The sequence below is a fragment of the Streptomyces sp. NBC_00075 genome (assembly GCF_045041225.1).
GTDB lineage: Bacteria > Actinomycetota > Actinomycetes > Streptomycetales > Streptomycetaceae > Streptomyces > Streptomyces adonidis.
Genome location: NZ_CP108243.1, coordinates 7,380,948 through 7,398,042, shown reverse-complemented (window position 1 = coordinate 7,398,042; position 17,095 = coordinate 7,380,948). Strand labels below are relative to the sequence as shown.

Here is a 17,095-nt window from a genome sequence, read left to right as displayed (position 1 = left end):
GCTACCCTGCCCGCTTCCGGCGGCTCTTCACTCACGCCGTACGGACGACCCGCAGCGGATTCACCGTCGCCCCCGAACTGTTCCCACCGAGGACCCTCCGTCGCGGCGCGGCACGAGTCACTCCACGGTTCATCGCGTCGGCCTGTCCGCCACGGCGCCCGGAGGAGCCGGTCGAGCAGGTCCACCGGGACCTCGCCGCCGCCCTGCAGGAGCGCACCGAAGTCGTGCTCCTCCATCTCGCCCGCATGGCACGGCAGTCGACAGGATCATGCATGGGCGGTGGCGTGGCGGCGAACTGCGTCGGCATCGGCATCGGCATCGGCATCGGCCGGATCGTCGAGGAAGGCATCTTCGAGGAGGTCTTCGTGCCGCCCGCACCGGGCGACTCCGGCACGGCGATCGGCGCGGCCGCCGCCGTCCACCTGGCCACCACCCCACAACTGCTGAGAGGGATCGAGGGCGCCTGCTACCTCGGCCCGTCGTGGCCGTCCCCCGTCATCGGCCGGAACAGCCGGCCAGGGTTTCGGGTGCGACAACTCCCGTCAGACCGTGCGGAGTTCCTCGCCACCCAATTCGCTCGGGGCCAGATCGTCGGCCTCTTCCAGGGACGGGTGGAAGCCGGCCCCCGAGCCCTGGGCAACCGTTCCATCCTGGCGTCACCGCTGAGCGAGGGAGTCATTGATCGGCTGAATGCGACGGTGAAGTTCCGCGAGCCGTTCCGCCCCTTCGCACCCGTCGTGCCCGAGGAGCACGCGGCGGAGTACTTCACGCTCGGGCAAGCAGTGCCCTTCATGTCGATGGCATCCCAGGTCACGGCCAAGGCCCGAGAGCAGATCCCGGCGATCGTGCACGCCAACGGAACCGCCCGCGTACAGACGGTCAGACCGGACCAGAACCCGATGCTGCACGCCGTACTGACCACTTTCGCGAAGCTGACCGGCGTCCCCGTACTGATCAACACGTCCCTCAACGTGAAGGGCAAGCCGATCTGCGGGACTCCCGATATGACCCTGGACTGCCGGACGGACTCCGGGCTCGACGCGCTGCTCCTTGAGGACTGGTGGGTCACCAAATGAAGATCGGTTACAGCTTCTGGGGCTTCCTCGGCCCCGGCATCACCGACACTCCCGACGGCGGACGCAGCCACCGCCGCCCACTGGCGCCGCTCCCCGACAGCGACGAACCGGCGAACCGCACCGGCCACGACGACGCTGGCGCTGGCGACGAGGAACTCCCCTTCGTAGACACGCGGTTGCACGAAGTGGTCGTGCTCGGCGCCCCGTACGACAGCGGCGAACTCGTCCTCGGCACGACAGACCGGGCAGGGCATCCGATCACGATCCGTAGTGCCGGCCCGGTACGGATCCCCCGGACCGGCAGGAAACCCCTCCTGGACACCCCCGCCACCACGGACACCGGCTCCGACAGCCCGCATCCGCGGCAGCGGGCCCGTACGGAACGCATCGCTGCAAACCCCGACGCCCACCGGCCGCCCTCTGCTCCGGCGGGGTACCGGCCTTGTGGCCCGAACCACCGGACGACAACAACGCGTACGTGCACCGTCGAGTCGTCCGGCGTAGCGCCCCGCGCGCGTGCGGCCGATCGTTGCGGCGTACACGTCCTCCGTTTGCCGGTAGGTGGTGGGTGGTGAGAAAACCTTCCTCGCGCGCGAGGATCAGCACCGATGACTACGGCGCTGATCCATGTCCGATCAAGCGACATCGCACTTCTCAAGCGGAGTTGTCCTCTCCCGCAGCCCGCCCTCGGCGTCCCTCCGAAACTCGAAGGAGTAGCAGCGATGGGCCCGGGAGTACGAGACGCCGAACATGCTGGTGTCCTCGTACTCCGCGAAGAAGCGGACGGTGATGGTCAGCGAACCGCCCGATCGCACGTAGGAGTAGGAGATGAGCCTGCCGTCGTGCCGTTCGGCGATGCCGCGCACGACTTTCCGGCCGGGATAGTCGTCCGGGGCCTTCGCCAGCACGTCATGCGCGTACGACCGGGCCTGAGTGACCGTCCTGCGCAGGGCCGCTTTCTCGTTGCGGTCATTCGCACTTTCCTGGCGGTGGTGCATGGCCATGAGGACCGAGGCCGTAAGCAGCACCGCGAGGATCGGGGCGATGATGGCGACGAGGCACCCTGGGGATGGCATCGTGACGCGGTCCGGCCACGCCACAGTGGCGTGATCGGACATACCCCTGCTCACTGATCCTCTGGTATGACAGCTGCGGTGGGGCCGATGGTCATGAACGCCTGGGCGTAAGCACTGGTACCGGCCTGGTTCGGGTGGTAGCTCTCACGACTGAGGCAGGTCTGATCCCGTGAACCACCAGCAGAGCTGGGTGGTTGTCGTCGCCATGGCGGAAGTCATCGTCGTCGTTCGGCCCTGCCACGATCCCGTTGATTCCTTCCGCCGGCTCGCGCCGCTTCTCCTCGAAGTACTGGGCTGGTCCATGTCGTTGAGGATGACGCGCTTCCCGTCCGAGTATCGCTCACGGCGACGTCGATATCAGCGTGCATCGAGACCTCCGACGGGCATCCCTCCATGACGCACGCCTGGATCTTGTTGCCTGGGTGCCGTACCGCCACGTTCTCGCAGGTGGAAGCGATCCACGCCGTATCGCCCGGCCACCCATTTCGAGCACACTGCAAAATTTACCCAGAGCAATGATTCATTGGCTGCCGTCATCCGTACCCCTTGGAGACCCTGCCGTTCCAGCGGGTCCGGTGCACCACGTCGGACCCCGCCGGTGCGGACACCCGCTGCCAGGAGCTGCCATGCCTCGTACGTGGAACATCGGAACGATCTTCGTGGGCGGCGGTCTGCTGCTGACCCTCGCCGCGCTCGCCTACCCCGCCATGCTGGGCATCGAGAACACGGCCACGAACCCGGAACGGATCATCGCCAACACTCCGTCCGGTCCTTTGACGGAGGCCGACCGGGACTTCGTCATCAAGGTCCGCTCCGCCGGGCTCTGGGAGTACCCACTGGGCGAGATGGCCATGGAGCGCGGCACGACGCCGGAGATGAAGGAGGCGGGCGAGCACCTGATCGTCGGGCACGCCGGACTCGACGAGATGTGCCGCAAGATCGCCCCCGAACTGGGCATCACCCTCAACAACCAGGCGAGCCCCCAACAGCAGCAGTTCGTGGCGACCGTCGACTCGGCCACCGGCAGGGAGTTCGACTCCACCGCGGTCACCATCATGCGCGTCACCCACGGCCAGATCTTCCCGGCCATCGCCAAGATCCGCGCCACTACGCGCAACATCCTGGTGCGTCAGCTGGCCGACCTCGCCAACGACACCGTGCTCGACCACATCACCGTGCTGGAGAAGACCGGACTGGTCAACCACGACCAGGTCAACTACCAGCAGACCAACCCCCCGAAACTCCCCAAGGAGCAGGTCACCCCGCCGGTCCCCCAGCCGGGATCCCCGATCGTCGTCCTGAAGCCGCGCCCGGACCTGGACGTACAGACCGCCGCCCCGACGGCCAGCCCGACAGCCGCCGCGTCGACGTCGGAGTGACACGCGGCCTCCGGTTCCCTCGGGTCCGCCTCGCGATGTCCGCGCCGGTCACACCTGCCGACCTGCTCTTCTGCTGGGGGCCCGGGGGCCCACGGTGGCAGCCGCCGATGTCTCAGCCCCCGGGAAGACGCAGCACCGCCCCGGCCTCGTCCTCAATCGGCGGAAGGACGAGGCCGGTTGCCGGTCGGCGCGGGGGCGGGGCTCAGCCGGAAGGAACGTACGACCGCGACCGCGCACCCGACGACCAGTGCGCACGCCAGGGCGACGACGCCGGTCAGGCGGCCGTGCCCGGCCTCGGGAGCCACGCCCCGGGGCGGAACCCTGCCCTCGGGGTCGTACACGATCGTCAGCGCGTCCCCGGGCCGGGTCGAGGCCCGACAGCCCCGCCAGATCCTCGTGCCGAGAGGGACGCCCTCGGGGCCGGCCACCGAGCACAGGTAGCGGCCGTCCCGGATGCCGGCGCCCGGCCCGCCGTCGACCGAGGTCACCACCACGGACTGCACCCGGCCCCGCTGTTCCAGCACCAGTCCCACGGCGGCCTGGGGCGTCAGCAGGGCCAGGCACGCCCCGAGCACCGTGACGATCCCGACGAGCGCCCGCCCGGCCCCGGTCACGAGCAGGTACACACCCAGTGCGACGGCTACGGCCAGCCCGGCCTCCCCATTGGCCAGGGCGGGCCGCCCGGTCCACACCCCCGCCGCCCCTACGCCGATGATCGCGCCTGCGGTCAGGATCCCCGCGAACAGCCCCTCGGCGAGAAGCCGTCGCGGGGGCAGGCCGACGAACTCCGCGGGCCCCCACACGGTTGTCCTCAGGTGGGACATCAGAGGCATCGTTCCCGCTTCCGCCACGTGCGGCCGTCGGCGTGGTTTCGGCATCCGCTTCTCCACCCCCGGGTCGTCCGTTGTCCGCGAGTCGCGGCGCCCTCATGGTGGTGCCCGGCCCAGCGGCCCGCACCGCCTTCAGCTGGACATCCTGGAGCGGCGTATGTTGCCGGGGTCCGGCAGCCAGGGGCTCGACATCATCCCCGCCGCCACCCTTCACGACTCCCTTGCGTTAGGCAAAACCCGTCAAGGGTGGCACAGGGCGGTCCAACGAACCGCAGGCAGCGGGCAGCGGACGGGGACGCTGGCCTCAGGCCCCGCGCCCCACCGTCGTGTCCACCCAGCCCAGCGGATACAGCTCCTCGTCGTCCGCCGCCGGGGCCGGCGGCTCTCCGCCCGCCTCGTTGAACGCGGTCAGCGCACCGACGAGTGCCCCCCGCTGCTCCGGACCGAGCCGCTCGACGATCGCCGCGATCTCGGCCCGACGACGGGCGGTGACGTCCTCGACGGTGCGCCGCCCCTCGTCCGTGAGCTGGAGCATGGTCTCGCGGCGGTTGTCCGGGTTGACCTGCCGGTCGGCGAGCCCGGCCGCGATCAGGCGGTCGACCATGCGCATGGCGGTGGACGGCGCCACCTGGAGCAGATCCGCGAGGACGACCAGTTTGGTGGCACCACGGGTGGACAGCACCACCAGCATCCGGAACTGAGGGAGCGTCACCCCTTCCTCGACCGCGGCCAGGGAGCGCGCCGAGACCGCCACCAGCAACCGCGACGCGGTCAGCACCGCACGAGTGACCGCATCGACATCGTCCATGCCCCTCAGAGGGGTCTCACGCTCCGCCATGCCTCCCTTTCTACGCGCCGAGGCACCCGCACACTCAATCGGCCGGAACAGATTTTCCCATTCCATGACCGTGGTAGCGCAGCAGGAGCATCGCGGCGTCGTCGTGCGGCGGCCCGACCGCGTACCGCTGCACGTCCACGCGCAGCGCGTCCAGCGCGCTGTGCGGGTCGGGATCCTTCAGCAGGTGGGCCCGGTCGGCGAGCGGGTAGAACGATCCGCGCTCGTCACGGGCCTCGGTGACACCGTCGGTGTACAGCAGCAGCTGCTCACCGGGCCCGAACGCCACCGGGTACGGTTTCGGGCCGTCCGCCCCGTGGGCACCCAGCCCCAGGGGAAGCGCGAAGGAGGGCGGCTGCGGGAAGTCGGCGGTGCCGTCCCGGCGTACACGCATCGGGGCCGGATGGCCGTAGTTGAGGAACACCGCCTCGTGGCCGGAGCCGATCTCGGCGAGGATCGCGGTGACGAACTTCTCCCCCTCCGGGTCCCGGGCCACACTGCGCTCCAGCCGCTCGCCGAGCCCCACCAGGTCGGGCTCGTCGTGGGCGGCCTCCCGGAACGCGCCAAGCACCACGGCGGCCGCCTCCACCGCGGCCAGCCCCTTGCCCTGCACATCGCCGACGATCACCCGGACACCGTGCGGCGAGGCGACCACCTCGTACAGATCGCCCCCGATCCGCGCCTCGGCAACGGCGGACGTGTACGACACCGCCGCCTGCAGCGGGCCCGCCGTCAGCGGCACGGGCCGCAGCAGCACCCGCTGCGCGACCTCGGCGATCGAGCGGACGCCGGCCAGCTCCGCCTCCCGGCGCGAGCGCATCACCGCGGCCGCGATACCCACACCGGTGACACCCGCCACCGACCCGAGGGCCGCGAAGCCCCGGCTCTCCGCGAACAGCCCGTCGTACAGGCCGAGTCCCACGCACAGCAGCAGCGCCACCACGCCGATCACGGCGGTACGCCGCCATCCCCCGAGCAGTCCGGAGAAGGCCGGCCCGAGCGACACCAACGGCAGCAGCCCGACCCCAGGCCCGGCCACGACGTCCACCCCCGTCACCACGGCCATCACCGCGACCGGCATGAAGGACAGCAACGTGCCGTCAGACGGCGGCTTCTTCACAGTCATGGCGTACTCCAGCGGTGTCGCGACCCTGTAGAGCCGCCCTGCCCAGGCGCCCCTTCCCAACCTTTAGACTATGCAACGGTGGCGGCGAGGGCACGGGCTCGCCCTGCCCCTTTAACCGATCGAGGCCGAATACCGACATCCCCCGCCCCGCGGAGGCAACGATGAGGCACCCGGACACCGCCACCCCACATCACCCCCAACTCCCTTGCCGATGACGCCGCTCCGCCCTGCGACTGCCGATCCGGCTGTTCCGCGCAGGCCCGGAATGGTCTGCGGCGAATGGCTCCTCCCGCCGCGGCGCATCGGCCGCACCACTGGAACAGACCGCCTTGCCGCCCTGGAGGTGGCCACCCACAATCCGGCAGGGGGCAGGCGAACGGTGGCGCGCACCTTCGGACCGAGGGCGGTCCGGTACCGCAACCTGCGCCGCCGCCCGTAGGCCGCCGCCCGGGTGGCCAATCGCCACCACACACCCCCTCCCGCTTCCTGCCTCGGGAGAACGGCGCGGCGCCGTTCCGCGAGGCGGGCCGCCCATCCCCTTCGCGCGACTCGACACCCCGGACGACGTCCGCCCGACGAGTATCGCCGGGCGGGGTGTGCACGATGCCGCGGCCACCGCACCATGCACACCCCGGAAACCGCACCCCGGCCGGAAAGCCCCCGAGGGCACCCTCAGCCCTGGCATTCGATTTTGCACTATGCAATTATCTTTCAGGGGGCCGAGCCGACGGCCGCCAGCCGTCCGGCGCCCAGGAGTGACCGGCACGGTTGCGCGACCCAGGACGGCACAGCGGCCGTCGGCGGGCTCCGCCATCATTCCGTCGTCACCCGCGAGCCGACCGTCGCCACCACCCTCCGCCCCGGCGGACGCGCCGGGATCACCAGTGGTGCAGCAGCGCCGACGATCGGTACGCACCCTCACCGGCGGCCACACACCCCTGCCGCAGGGAGCACCGGCCGGCCCGTACCAGGGCATCACACGACATGGAGTGACTGGCCCCAGAACACAGGCCGGCCCGATGCCCACGAACCAGGACCGGTCGACGTTCCGCCGGCCCCGATCCAGCCGTGCTCGGACATGTGTACGCCCAAGGGGGATTGTTGTACGCTGCAAAGGTGGAGGGGGACAAGTATCGCTTCGGGGAGTTCGAGCTGGACATTGCTCGGCATCAGCTCCTACGGGCCGGCGAGCCGGTCCATGTCGAGCCCCGGGCTCTGGATCTGTTGTGCCACCTGGTCGAACACCGGGACCGGGTGGTTCCGAAGAGCGAGTTGCTCGACGAGGTGTGGGGTGACCGCTTCGTCAGCGAGGCCGCCCTCACGACGGCGCTGAGGACCGCGCGACTGGCCGTGGGGGACACCGGCAGCCGTCAGCAGCTGATCCGTACCGTGCACCGGCGGGGCTGTCAGTTCGTGGCCCCCGTGACAGCCGTCGGTGACACCCCGTCCCCGTCCGCAGGCACCGGACAGGGGACCGGCGCCGAGAAGACGACAGCCGACGGGCCGAGCGGCGGCGATCGTCAGACCATCCGGTTCTGCCGGGCCGGTGACGGCACGCGCATCGCGTATGCCGCCGTCGGCTCGGGCCCGCCCCTGCTCAAGGCGGCCAACTGGATGTCCCATCTCGACCTGGAGTGGACGACTCCGGTGTGGTCGCACTGGCTGGGCGGGCTCGCCCGCAAGCGCCGGCTGATCCGCTACGACGAGCGCGGGTGCGGCCTCTCCGACTGGGTGGTGCCCGGCTTCACGTTCGAGGACTGGGTCGACGACCTGGAGACCGTGGTCGAGGCCGTGGGGCTCGACCGGTTCCCTCTGCTCGGGGTGTCGCAGGGCGGTGCCGTGGCGGTGGCCTACGCCGCACGCCATCCGGAGCGGGTCAGCCGGCTGATCCTCGCCGGGGCCTACGCCCGCGGACGGCAGGTCCGGGCCCGGAGCGAGACCGAGAGCGCCGAGGCGGCCCTCGACCTGGATGTGGCCCGGGTGGGATGGATCCACCAGGACCCCAGATTCCTGCGGGTCTTCGCCTCGCAGTTCCTGCCCGACGGCACACCGGCGGACTGGGACGAGTTCACCGCCTTCCAGCGGCAGACGACCTCGCCGTCCAACGGGGTCCGTTTCCTTGAGGAGTTCGCCCGGATCGACGTGTCCGACATCGCCCACAGGGTGGCCTGTCCGACGCTGATCCTCCACTCCCGCGACGACGAGCGGGTGCCGGTCTCGCAGGCCAACGAGCTGGCCTCTCTCATTCCCGACAGCCGGCTGGTCCTGCTCAAGAGCCGCAGCCACCTGCTCACCGCGTTCGAACCGGCCTGGGACGAGTTCCTGTCGCACATCGACGCCTTCCTGACCGAGTGAGCCGCGTGGCCTCGGCAGCCGACGGCCAAGGCGGCGCCGAGCTGGGGCAGGTGGCCGGTCGTCTGCGGGCCGAGGGGCCGGGTGGCGGCCGGCAGGACCCGGACGACCGTGGCCACGTCATCAACGGCTCGGGCCGACGAAGTCGGTCCTGGCTGCCTGGCGCGCGGGGCGGCGAAGCCGGCGGCCGCGGACTTCCCCGGTGACGGCAACGTCCTGATCTTCCCGCGCCGTGCGTGGGCTGCCCTGAGAGTTGCTCAGCCTGTTTTCCCGGGCAGGCCCACGCCGGCCTGCGGGCGGGCTGCGGCACCATGCGCCGCTCAGACCGTGTCGCCGGGCTGGTGGTGGGGACGAGTGGTCAGCCCGCCCCCGTAGGCCGGTGTCGCGATCTCCGGTTGTCTGCTGTTTCCGGTGTTCAGCGCCCCGCATCGGGCCCCACGCGGGAAACATCCGGGCAGCCTCACACACCCCCGTCTGCGTCCGGCTCGCCGGACGTGGTGCTCACACACACCCCGTCAACCCGGCTCGCCCATGAGGGAAACACCCTCAGCCCGCCCTCAGCTCACCCTCAGACATGCCTCAGACCTCCACCAAGTCTTGCCGGTCGGCGGACCCGATGCTGGAGATGTGCCGGGCCGAAGAGCAGTCGTGGGGGTGTCTTCCCCAGCCCGGTACTCACCTCAGACACAGACACACACGAGAGAAGGACACAAGATGCGACTCGACAACACCAGGACGTCCGGCCAGGCCCGGACTCGCCGGGGGCTGGCGCTGCTGATCGCGACGGGGGCCGGGCTGGGCTCCCTGCTGCTGGGAACGCTTCCGGCGCAGGCCAACGACACCACCAAGACGGTCGCGGCGGACGGCCAGTCGATCACGTTCGCCACGAGCGACAGCAGCCGGGGCGTCAACGGAAACGTCACGTTCGTGGTGAAGGCGGACGGCAACTGGTCGATCGCGGGAAGCGGGCACAACTCGCACCTGCTCGTCCGTACCTTCCACTGGACCTGTGACCTGACGTGGGGTGCGGCGGAGGTCACGCACTCGACCGGGAAGAAGGCCGTGCCCGGCAAGAAGACCCGCAGCATCAGCTCGGCGGCGTACGACCCCGCCATCCAGGCGGACTTCGCCGACATCGCCGCCAGCGGCAGGGCCGACTGCGACATCGTCATCGGCTGATCGCACACCGATCGCACGGGCCGGCATGCCGGCCCGACAAGACCACCGGCGTCCGTGAAGCCGTCCGACGGCTTCACGGACGCCGTATCAGAAGACCACAGGGGGGAACCCAGAAAAATGATCACTCAGCGCTATGGCGACCTGGAGATCGCCTACACCACGGAGTGGAACGTGAGCCCGTACTTCCACACCGGAGTCCCGGTAAGGGAGGGGGAGTGGAAGATCCTGGGCAGTGTCTTCGCCCACACGAGCCCGTCCACGTGGGCGGGCAACGTCGGTGGGCTCCTGGTCAGGGACCGCTCCTCGGGCCAGGACCTGCTCCGGCCGCCCGTGGACTTCCAGCGGGTGGGCCGATTCGCGGGCGACGCCCCCTGGAGCGGGCTCATGAGGGCCGTCATCTGGCGTCCCGTCCCGCCCGCCGGCTATGTCTCCCTGGGAGACGTGGTGACCGTGCACGTGGCCATCGGAGGGGCCATCCCGGTCAAGCCCGACGCCTCCGCGCTGGGTCTCGTGTGCGTCAAGAAGGAGCACGCCGGCCGCGCCTATGTACGCCGCGGCGAACTCGGTCGGCTCCCGCTGCAGGCCAACGGCTCGGGCAAGGCCCTGTGGGCCGTCACGAACCCGCTGCTCCCCGTCGATGACACCGAGGAGCATCTGCTCCTGCCGACCGCGGCCTTCAGCTGCGGCCCCGACACACAGCACGCGCCGACGGCCGTGACCTGGGTGCTGGACCTGCCGGCCGTCGTCGACAAGGCCGACTACGACCCGGACCTGACCCTGACGTCCTACAACCCGCCGCCGCCCCGGTCCATCGTCACCGACCGGACCGTGACCGTGCCGTACCACATGGTCAAGGACGACGGGCGCACCGAGGCGTGGAAGGTGGCCAACTCCCCCTTCTACAAGATCGAGCGCAAGCGTCAGTACGACCTGGTCCGCCACGTCGACTTCCGGGGATCCGGCGGCGGGGCGATCAGCGAGGCGATCCAGCAGGGCGTCTCGCAGGAGCAGGGACAGGAGTTCTCGCAGAACGTCGGGATCTCCGTCAGCGCCACGGTGGGCGTGGAGGTGTCGGCGAAGCCCTTCGGCATGGGAGCCAGCGCCTACGCGGAAGCCACGGTGAGCGCGTCCCTCGAACTCGGGTACGCCTCGCGCTACAGCGTGTCCGCCTTCGAGAACAAGACGGTGAGCGTGTCGTACGACGTGCCGGCCGACCATGCCGGCGCGCTGTGGACCGACACTCATCTGCTGGTCCCCCTCCGGGCCGACGGCACCCTGGTCACCGGCCAGAACCTGAAGCTGAACTCCGGCAACTACCGGGGCCGCACCTTCCCGCATGCCGACGGCACCAGGATCGTCGTGGCCCGAACGTTCTCGGACGAGGAGATCGAGGCCGCGAAGGAGATGGGGATCGACATCAAGGTCCTGACCGAGTCCGACGTCACCGAGATCCGGCAGTAGCCGTCACCTGACGGGCAACAGGGCCCACCGGCCGAGGCTGTGCCGGTGGGCCCTCGCCCGTCTCGCCTTCCTTCCGGTGCTGCCGCGGCGGAGCCGGACCGGCCGCGGCGGCACCGGTGTGTTCGTCCGGGCCTTCTTCGGAGGGCCTCGCGGTGCTTTCCGCGGCATGGTCACGGATTGTTGTGCCACCGCCGCATCCACCAGAGTGCGGGCCCGCATCCGTACGAAGTCGCCGACACGTCGGCGCACCGCACCCCGCTGGGACCTTCCCCCTGCGTGGGCGTTCCGTCCGCCGGGCTACTCGGAGAGGAAGTTGTCCAGGTGGGTGAGGAAGGTGGGCCAGACCGGGTCGTCGGCGGTGAACAGGTGGTTGCGGCTGTCGAGCAGGATCAGCCGGCTGTCGGGGATGAGCGTGGCCAGTTCCAGGGCCTGTGCGACAGGGACGCGCGCGTCGTCGCGGGAGTGGATGATCAGCGTGGGGCAGGTCACCCGGTGGGCGATGCCGGAGACGTCGATGCGGGTGAACTCCTCCAGGAAGCGCAGCCCGTTGGCGGGTGAGGTCGTCTGCCGTTGGTAGGCGGCGAACGCGTCCCACTCCGCAGGAGTGGCGTCGGCGAGGAACTGCGAGGCGAAGTAACGCAGGAAGCTGCTGTCCTGCGAACGCCATCCGGCGCGGGCGATGTTGAGGTCGACCTCGGCGGCATCGCGCTCGGCGTCATTGCCCGCACGGATCTGCTGTCCCCGGGAATAGGCGGAGGTGAGGATCAGATGGCTGACCCGCTCGGGGCGAAGCGCGGCGTAGGCGACCGCCACCGCGCCGCCCTGTGACACTCCGAGCAGGGGGAAGCGGTCGAGGCCGACGGCATCGGCCACCGAGTCGAGGTCGGCGACCAGGTTGTCGAGGGTGAAGCTGCCCATGTCCCACGAGGAGAGGCCGCAGCCCCGCTCGTCGTAGCGGATGAGCTGCCGGCCGCGGGTGAGCCCGTCGAACCAGTGGGTCCACATCGGGGTGGTCCGGTCGAGGTCGAGGTGGGTCAGCCAGTTGGCGGTCTTCACCAGGGGCGGGCCCTCGCCGGTGATCGCGTAGGCGATGCGGGTGCCGTCGGCGGACCGGCAGAACCGGATGACCTCGTGGTCCGCCTCCGCTCCTGCCGGGACGCCGGGGGCCGTGGGCATGGCGGCCGGAGTCGTGGACGCCACCGTCGTATACGCGACGAACCGATAGCCGTGCGGGGGCACGGCGCGAATCAGCCGCTGCCGTGTGTCGCTGTCACCGATCGCGAGACGGGCCGTGCGCAGCAAGGTGGCGAATGCCGCCTCGCCGACGGGGTGTCCGTGGCCCACCCTGTCGCGCAGTTCTTCTTCGGGCACGACGCGGCCGCGTTGCTCGACCAGGTGGCACAGGAGTTCCAGGGCTCGGGGCTCGACGTCGACCCGCTGCCCGTCATGCCTGAGTCGACGGCGGTCCGCATCCAACGCGTACTGCCCGAACCGGTAAACCGCGCTGTCCACACCAAAACTTTACAACATCCTTTTAATCTGCGGGAGTTGGGGGCGCCCAGGTAGCGCCGGGCCGGCGAGCACGGACACCGCTCAGGAGCGCGCCGGCTCCCGTTCCCGCAACTGCCGCCGGAGGATCTTCCCGGAGGCCGCCTTGGGTACCGCCTCGATGAACTCGACCCGGCGGATCCTCTTGTACGGGGCGACCTGGCCCCCGACGTGGGCCATCACCTCGGCGGCGGAGATCGGCACCCCCGTCATGGGCACCACGAACGCCTTGGGTATCTCGTTGCCCTCCTCGTCACTGACGCCGATCACGGCTGCGTCGGCGATGCCGGGATGCTGCACCAGGATGGCTTCGAGCTCGGCCGGCGCCACCTGGTAGCCCTTGTACTTGATGAGCTCCTTGACCCGGTCGACGATGAACCAGTTCCCGCCCTCGTCGACCCGGCCGATGTCCCCGGTGTGCAGCCATCCTTCGGCGTCGACGGTCGCGTCGGTGTCCTCCGGGCGGCCGAAGTAGCCCTTCATGACCTGTGGCCCGCGGATCCACACCTCGCCCGGTTCGCCTTCCGCCACGTCCTGCCCGGTGAAGGGATCGACCAGGCGCGCCTGCGTCGACGGGAGCAGATGCCCCACGGACGCGACGGGCTCGTCCCGGTTGCCGTCGGCGTGGATGTGTGAGGCGGGGGACAGTTCGGTCATGCCGTACGCCTGCCCGACCTCCACGCCCAGCCGGTCGGCCACCGCCGCCTGCAGTCCGGCATCGAGCGGTGCCGCCGCGCAGATGACGCGCCGCAGATGCGACAGGTCCAGGTTCCCGACCGCGGGGTGCTTGGCCAGCGCGAGCATCACCGGCGGGGCTACGTAGGCGTGGGTGATGCGGTCGCGTTCCAGGCTGGTCAGGAACGCGTCGAGGTCGAACCGCGCGTGCACATACACCGTTGCGCCACGGCGCAGCGCGCTGTTGACCAGCGCGGTCAGCCCGAAGACGTGGAAGAAGGGCAGGATCGCGATGACGCGGTCGTCCTCACCGACCCGATGCAGAGCGTTCAGCTGTTCGAGGTTGGTGCACAGGTTGCGGTGGGTCAGCATGACGCCCTTGGGCACGCCCGTCGTACCGCTCGAATAGGGCAGTACGGCGACGTCCACCGCCGGATCGGTCTCGTACACCGGCACGTCGCCGTCGCCGAGCAGTTCCAGTACGGGACGGTGACCGTCGGCCCGGTCACAGACCAGGATCTCAATGTCCCGGCCGGTCAGCCGCCTGACCACCCCTACCGCGGCCCGCGCGGTCCCGATCAGCGCCGACACACTCACCATCAGCCGAGCCTCGGAGTCGATCAGCTGCTTGGCGATCTCGTCCCGTGTGGCCAGCGGCGACAGCGTGGTCACCGTCCCGCCCGCGGTGGTGGTGGCGTAGAGGACCACGGGGAACAGGACCGTGTTCGGCAGGTGCAGCGCGACCACGTCACCCTGGCCGATGCCCTCGGCCGCAAAGCCCGCCGCGAGCCCGCGGACCAGCGCGGCCAGTTCGCCGTAGGTGAGTGTGCGCCCACTGAACACGTCCACCATGGCCGGCTTCGTTCCGCGCCGCGCCGCATCACCGAGCACCCATTCATGGACCGGGCGATCGACGACGGCGACATCCGGGTACCTGCTCTTGTAGATCATGGGATCTCCGTTTCTCGGTTCGCTGCGGTGACCGGGACGGCCGGCGCTCGCCGTGCCGGGCGGACCACCGGACCTGGCACCGAGCGATCCGGCGGGGCGAGGCCGCGCGGCCCGGGACACCGAGGCGCAGCTGTCGACGGCGAATCAGCGCCGGAACGCCTGGCAACACGGATCGGCACCCTGTCAGTCATCCCGGTCACTCGTCTCCCGGTCACCGGGACGGCTCGATCCTCGGGCCTGCCACCGCTCCATCGCTTGACGGAACTCTGAGCCTTTCCTGAGGAGAAACTGAGGGCGGAGACCCGCGGGTCCGCCACGCGGCCACTCCTCAACGGTCCGTGACGCGATCCCTACGTCATGGCTCGGCCCGCTCGCCGGGAACCCGGCAGCCCCGTCGGCGCGGAACAGGGCTTCGTCGTCCACGTTCGGGTCCCCGCCGACGTGATCCCGACGCAACCGGTCTTCCTGCGGGTTGACGTCGGGATGCCGGGCGTTGGGTGGAAACGGCGACCGTGACGCCATGCAGGGCGTGCCGACGACGATCGTCCCGGGCTCGGGTGCCACCACAGCAGTCGCAGAGGACGTCCAACATGTACACGGAGTCGCGCCGGGTCCCGGTGGTCCCGGAGAGACTCCGGGGCGCCGCACCACGGTGGCCGCTTTCCCTTTACACCGCGGTGATGCCCTCCATGCCGGATTCGGCGAAGGCGGGCAGTCCTGTGGCGGTCGTGACCTTCGTGAGCGAGCCGTTCCTGCCTATGCGGAAGCCGTCGACCGTGCCGGAGACCGCGTTCTGGACGTACAGGAACTTCTCGTCCTCCGTCACCGCCAGGTCGATGACACCCTGGGACTGGGCCGACGGCGGTGTCGCCACGCCCACGTCGCTGGTGAGCGCGAGGCGGCCGTGCTCGTCCATGCGGTAGCCGCTGACCGTGGAGTTGCCGGTGTTGCCCCCGTAGAAGAAGTCACCGGCGCGCTCCAGCCAGCACAGCGTCTCCTGGCCGTTGGCCAGCGGCTGTTGCACGACCTTGAGGGTGCCGTCGCGACGCACCTGGTACGTGCTGACCGTCGACTTCTCCGCCTCGGCCACCAGCATCCGGCCGTCCTGGTCGAAGGTGATCGCGAACGGCACCCCGCCGGCGGACTCGTTGACGACCGGCGCCTGCGCGGGGCGCCCGTCATGCCCCATGGGGAAGACCTCGACGGTGTTCGCGGACTTGGTGGTGACGACGAGCGCACGGCCGTCCGGGGTGAACGCGACCTGCCCGGGCGAACTGCTGAACAGCGGCACGTTCTCGTTGTCCAGCCCCAGGGAGCGCTGCGAACCCCGCAGTGGCTTCAGCCCGTCGGCGGTGATCCGGAAGCCCTGGACGCTTCCTTCTCCGCCCGCGTTCATGACGTACGCCAGGTTGCCGGAGACGGTGATCGACGCCGGGAAGTCGCCTCCCGAATCCACGACCTGCCGGTCTGTCAGCTTCTGGCCCTCGGCCCGGAACGAGGTCACCGTGCCGCTACCCGCGTTGACCGCCAGCAGCCGCCCCGACCGGTCGTCGTAGACGAGCGAGCCCTGGGAGGCCAGGGAGTCGGTCGGCGCGTCGACCTGGTCGCCTCCCTCGCCGCCGGTGGCGTAGCGGCCCGCGGCGGTCAGTTTGCCGTCGTCACCGCGCCTGAAGACGTGGATGGTGTTGCCGTCGAGCTCGTTGCCCTGCACGAACACGGCGTGATCGGCCCCGGCCTCCCCCGAGCCCGTGTACCGGCGGGCGGTCTCTCCCGCGGAGGCCACGGTGACCGTTGCCACGGCGGCGGCCGTGGCGAGGACCGCGGCTCCCGCGACGGTCAGCCGGACCTGTAACGAGGACCTGCGCCTGGTGTGCCTGCTCATACGTCGCTCCTCAAACCCTCCGCCACCCCCGAACGGTGGCGGGCAGAGCCAGAGTTGCCGACGAGATGCCTGTGACTGAAGGGATTGCGCCGCCACGTCAGGTTCTCGTAATAACCCTGGCGTCCGTGAACCTGACGTCCCCACGAGACCCGTGACCGGGAGAGCGACAGCCGTCCGTGACGGCGGCTCACAGGTGGCCGTCACAGATGTCGTACGAAGGTCGTGAGGGGTGAACGCCATGGCGAGCCGGGCCGTACAGGTCTTGGGGCTCGGCCGCACCACGGCCCTGGCCGTCCTCGCGGGAGCGGTCGTCGTCATCGTGGGCGCGGGAGCCCTCAGCCGTACGCGGGCTGCGCGGAACACCGGCGACGAAGACAAGGAGAGGCCGCGGTGTGACACCGCCGGCAGAAGCCAGGACCAGGACATGGATACATGACCAGGTCGCTCCGACTCCACGCCCATGCCCGACTCACGCGTCCGGCGCCTACTCCCGGGGCGGATCCGTCAGAAAGGCGACCAGACCGCCCGCCAGCAGCGCCCACGCCAGGACCGCGGCCCCCGCCTGCTGCCAGCCCGTCACGGCGACGACCAGGGCTGTGGCCAGCCCGGCGGTCATGGCTCGGCCGCTGCCGAGGAACGCCCACTGTCTCCGTGCGGAGCCGGGTCTGCGGATCTCACCGATCGCGGTCCTGATCACCAGCGCGGCAATGGCGACGACCACCGGC

15 protein-coding genes are annotated in these 17,095 nt (G+C 70.2%); 7 read left to right on the top strand and 8 right to left on the bottom strand.

The features are described 5' to 3' along the window. Positions 1 to 224 precede the first annotated feature (224 nt). Both OG787_RS32355 and OG787_RS32350 read left to right on the top strand, forming a co-directional pair. Complete coding sequence (locus tag OG787_RS32355) at positions 225 to 1,076, top strand: carbamoyltransferase C-terminal domain-containing protein (RefSeq protein WP_405537499.1); 852 nt, start codon at positions 225 to 227, stop codon at positions 1,074 to 1,076. Further along, positions 1,073 to 1,651 (top strand): hypothetical protein, encoded by a 579-nt coding sequence (locus tag OG787_RS32350; RefSeq protein WP_405537498.1) that lies wholly within the window; start codon positions 1,073 to 1,075, stop codon positions 1,649 to 1,651. The genes OG787_RS32355 and OG787_RS32350 overlap by 4 nt, the downstream gene beginning before the upstream one ends. Positions 1,652 to 1,711: 60 nt before the next feature. On the opposite strand, the gene OG787_RS32345 is transcribed toward OG787_RS32350, so the two are convergent. Beyond that, a complete protein-coding gene (locus tag OG787_RS32345; RefSeq protein WP_405537497.1) occupies positions 1,712 to 2,152 on the bottom strand; it encodes a hypothetical protein in 441 nt (146 codons plus the stop codon). Positions 2,153 to 2,778: 626 nt separating this feature from the next. Here OG787_RS32345 and OG787_RS32340 point away from each other — a divergent pair. Then, complete coding sequence (locus OG787_RS32340) at positions 2,779 to 3,531, top strand: DUF4142 domain-containing protein (RefSeq protein WP_405537496.1); 753 nt, start codon at positions 2,779 to 2,781, stop codon at positions 3,529 to 3,531. A gap of 152 nt (positions 3,532 to 3,683) precedes the next feature. On the opposite strand, the gene OG787_RS32335 is transcribed toward OG787_RS32340, so the two are convergent. The 3 genes from OG787_RS32335 to OG787_RS32325 form a co-directional block, all read right to left on the bottom strand. Further along, a complete protein-coding gene (locus OG787_RS32335) occupies positions 3,684 to 4,355 on the bottom strand; it encodes a hypothetical protein (RefSeq protein ID WP_405537495.1) in 672 nt (223 codons plus the stop codon). A gap of 310 nt (positions 4,356 to 4,665) precedes the next feature. After that, complete coding sequence (locus OG787_RS32330) at positions 4,666 to 5,199, bottom strand: MarR family winged helix-turn-helix transcriptional regulator (RefSeq protein WP_405537494.1); 534 nt, start codon at positions 5,197 to 5,199, stop codon at positions 4,666 to 4,668. Positions 5,200 to 5,233: 34 nt separating this feature from the next. Continuing rightward, positions 5,234 to 6,322: a PP2C family protein-serine/threonine phosphatase gene (locus OG787_RS32325; protein ID WP_405537493.1), complete on the bottom strand. Its 1,089-nt coding sequence runs from the start codon at positions 6,320 to 6,322 to the stop codon at positions 5,234 to 5,236. A 1,116-nt stretch (positions 6,323 to 7,438) separates the two neighbouring features. On the opposite strand from OG787_RS32325, the gene OG787_RS32320 reads away from it, so the two are divergent. The 3 genes from OG787_RS32320 to OG787_RS32310 all read left to right on the top strand — a co-directional run bounded on the left by OG787_RS32320 (position 7,439) and on the right by OG787_RS32310 (position 11,314). After that, positions 7,439 to 8,677: an alpha/beta fold hydrolase gene (locus OG787_RS32320; RefSeq protein WP_405537491.1), complete on the top strand. Its 1,239-nt coding sequence runs from the start codon at positions 7,439 to 7,441 to the stop codon at positions 8,675 to 8,677. Positions 8,678 to 9,388: 711 nt separating this feature from the next. Then, positions 9,389 to 9,853, top strand: coding sequence for a hypothetical protein (locus OG787_RS32315; RefSeq protein WP_405537490.1), 465 nt, complete (start codon positions 9,389 to 9,391; stop codon positions 9,851 to 9,853). A gap of 117 nt (positions 9,854 to 9,970) precedes the next feature. Further along, on the top strand, positions 9,971 to 11,314 hold the full coding sequence (locus OG787_RS32310) for a hypothetical protein (RefSeq protein WP_405537489.1): 1,344 nt from the start codon (positions 9,971 to 9,973) through the stop codon (positions 11,312 to 11,314). A gap of 297 nt (positions 11,315 to 11,611) precedes the next feature. On the opposite strand, the gene OG787_RS32305 is transcribed toward OG787_RS32310, so the two are convergent. The 3 genes from OG787_RS32305 to OG787_RS32295 form a co-directional block, all read right to left on the bottom strand. Next, on the bottom strand, positions 11,612 to 12,826 hold the full coding sequence (locus OG787_RS32305; protein ID WP_405537488.1) for an alpha/beta fold hydrolase: 1,215 nt from the start codon (positions 12,824 to 12,826) through the stop codon (positions 11,612 to 11,614). An 81-nt stretch (positions 12,827 to 12,907) separates the two neighbouring features. Further along, positions 12,908 to 14,488 (bottom strand): AMP-binding protein, encoded by a 1,581-nt coding sequence (locus OG787_RS32300; RefSeq protein ID WP_405537486.1) that lies wholly within the window; start codon positions 14,486 to 14,488, stop codon positions 12,908 to 12,910. A gap of 667 nt (positions 14,489 to 15,155) precedes the next feature. Then, positions 15,156 to 16,370: a lactonase family protein gene (locus OG787_RS32295; RefSeq protein ID WP_405537484.1), complete on the bottom strand. Its 1,215-nt coding sequence runs from the start codon at positions 16,368 to 16,370 to the stop codon at positions 15,156 to 15,158. Between the two features lie 229 nt (positions 16,371 to 16,599). On the opposite strand from OG787_RS32295, the gene OG787_RS32290 reads away from it, so the two are divergent. Continuing rightward, positions 16,600 to 16,806 carry a hypothetical protein gene (locus OG787_RS32290; protein WP_405537483.1) on the top strand — a complete coding sequence of 69 codons (207 nt, stop codon included), beginning with the start codon at positions 16,600 to 16,602 and terminating at the stop codon, positions 16,804 to 16,806. Positions 16,807 to 16,854: 48 nt separating this feature from the next. Here OG787_RS32290 and OG787_RS32285 read toward each other — a convergent pair whose 3' ends face one another. Next, positions 16,855 to 17,091 carry a hypothetical protein gene (locus OG787_RS32285; protein WP_405537481.1) on the bottom strand — a complete coding sequence of 79 codons (237 nt, stop codon included), beginning with the start codon at positions 17,089 to 17,091 and terminating at the stop codon, positions 16,855 to 16,857. Between the last annotated feature and the right edge of the window lie 4 nt (positions 17,092 to 17,095).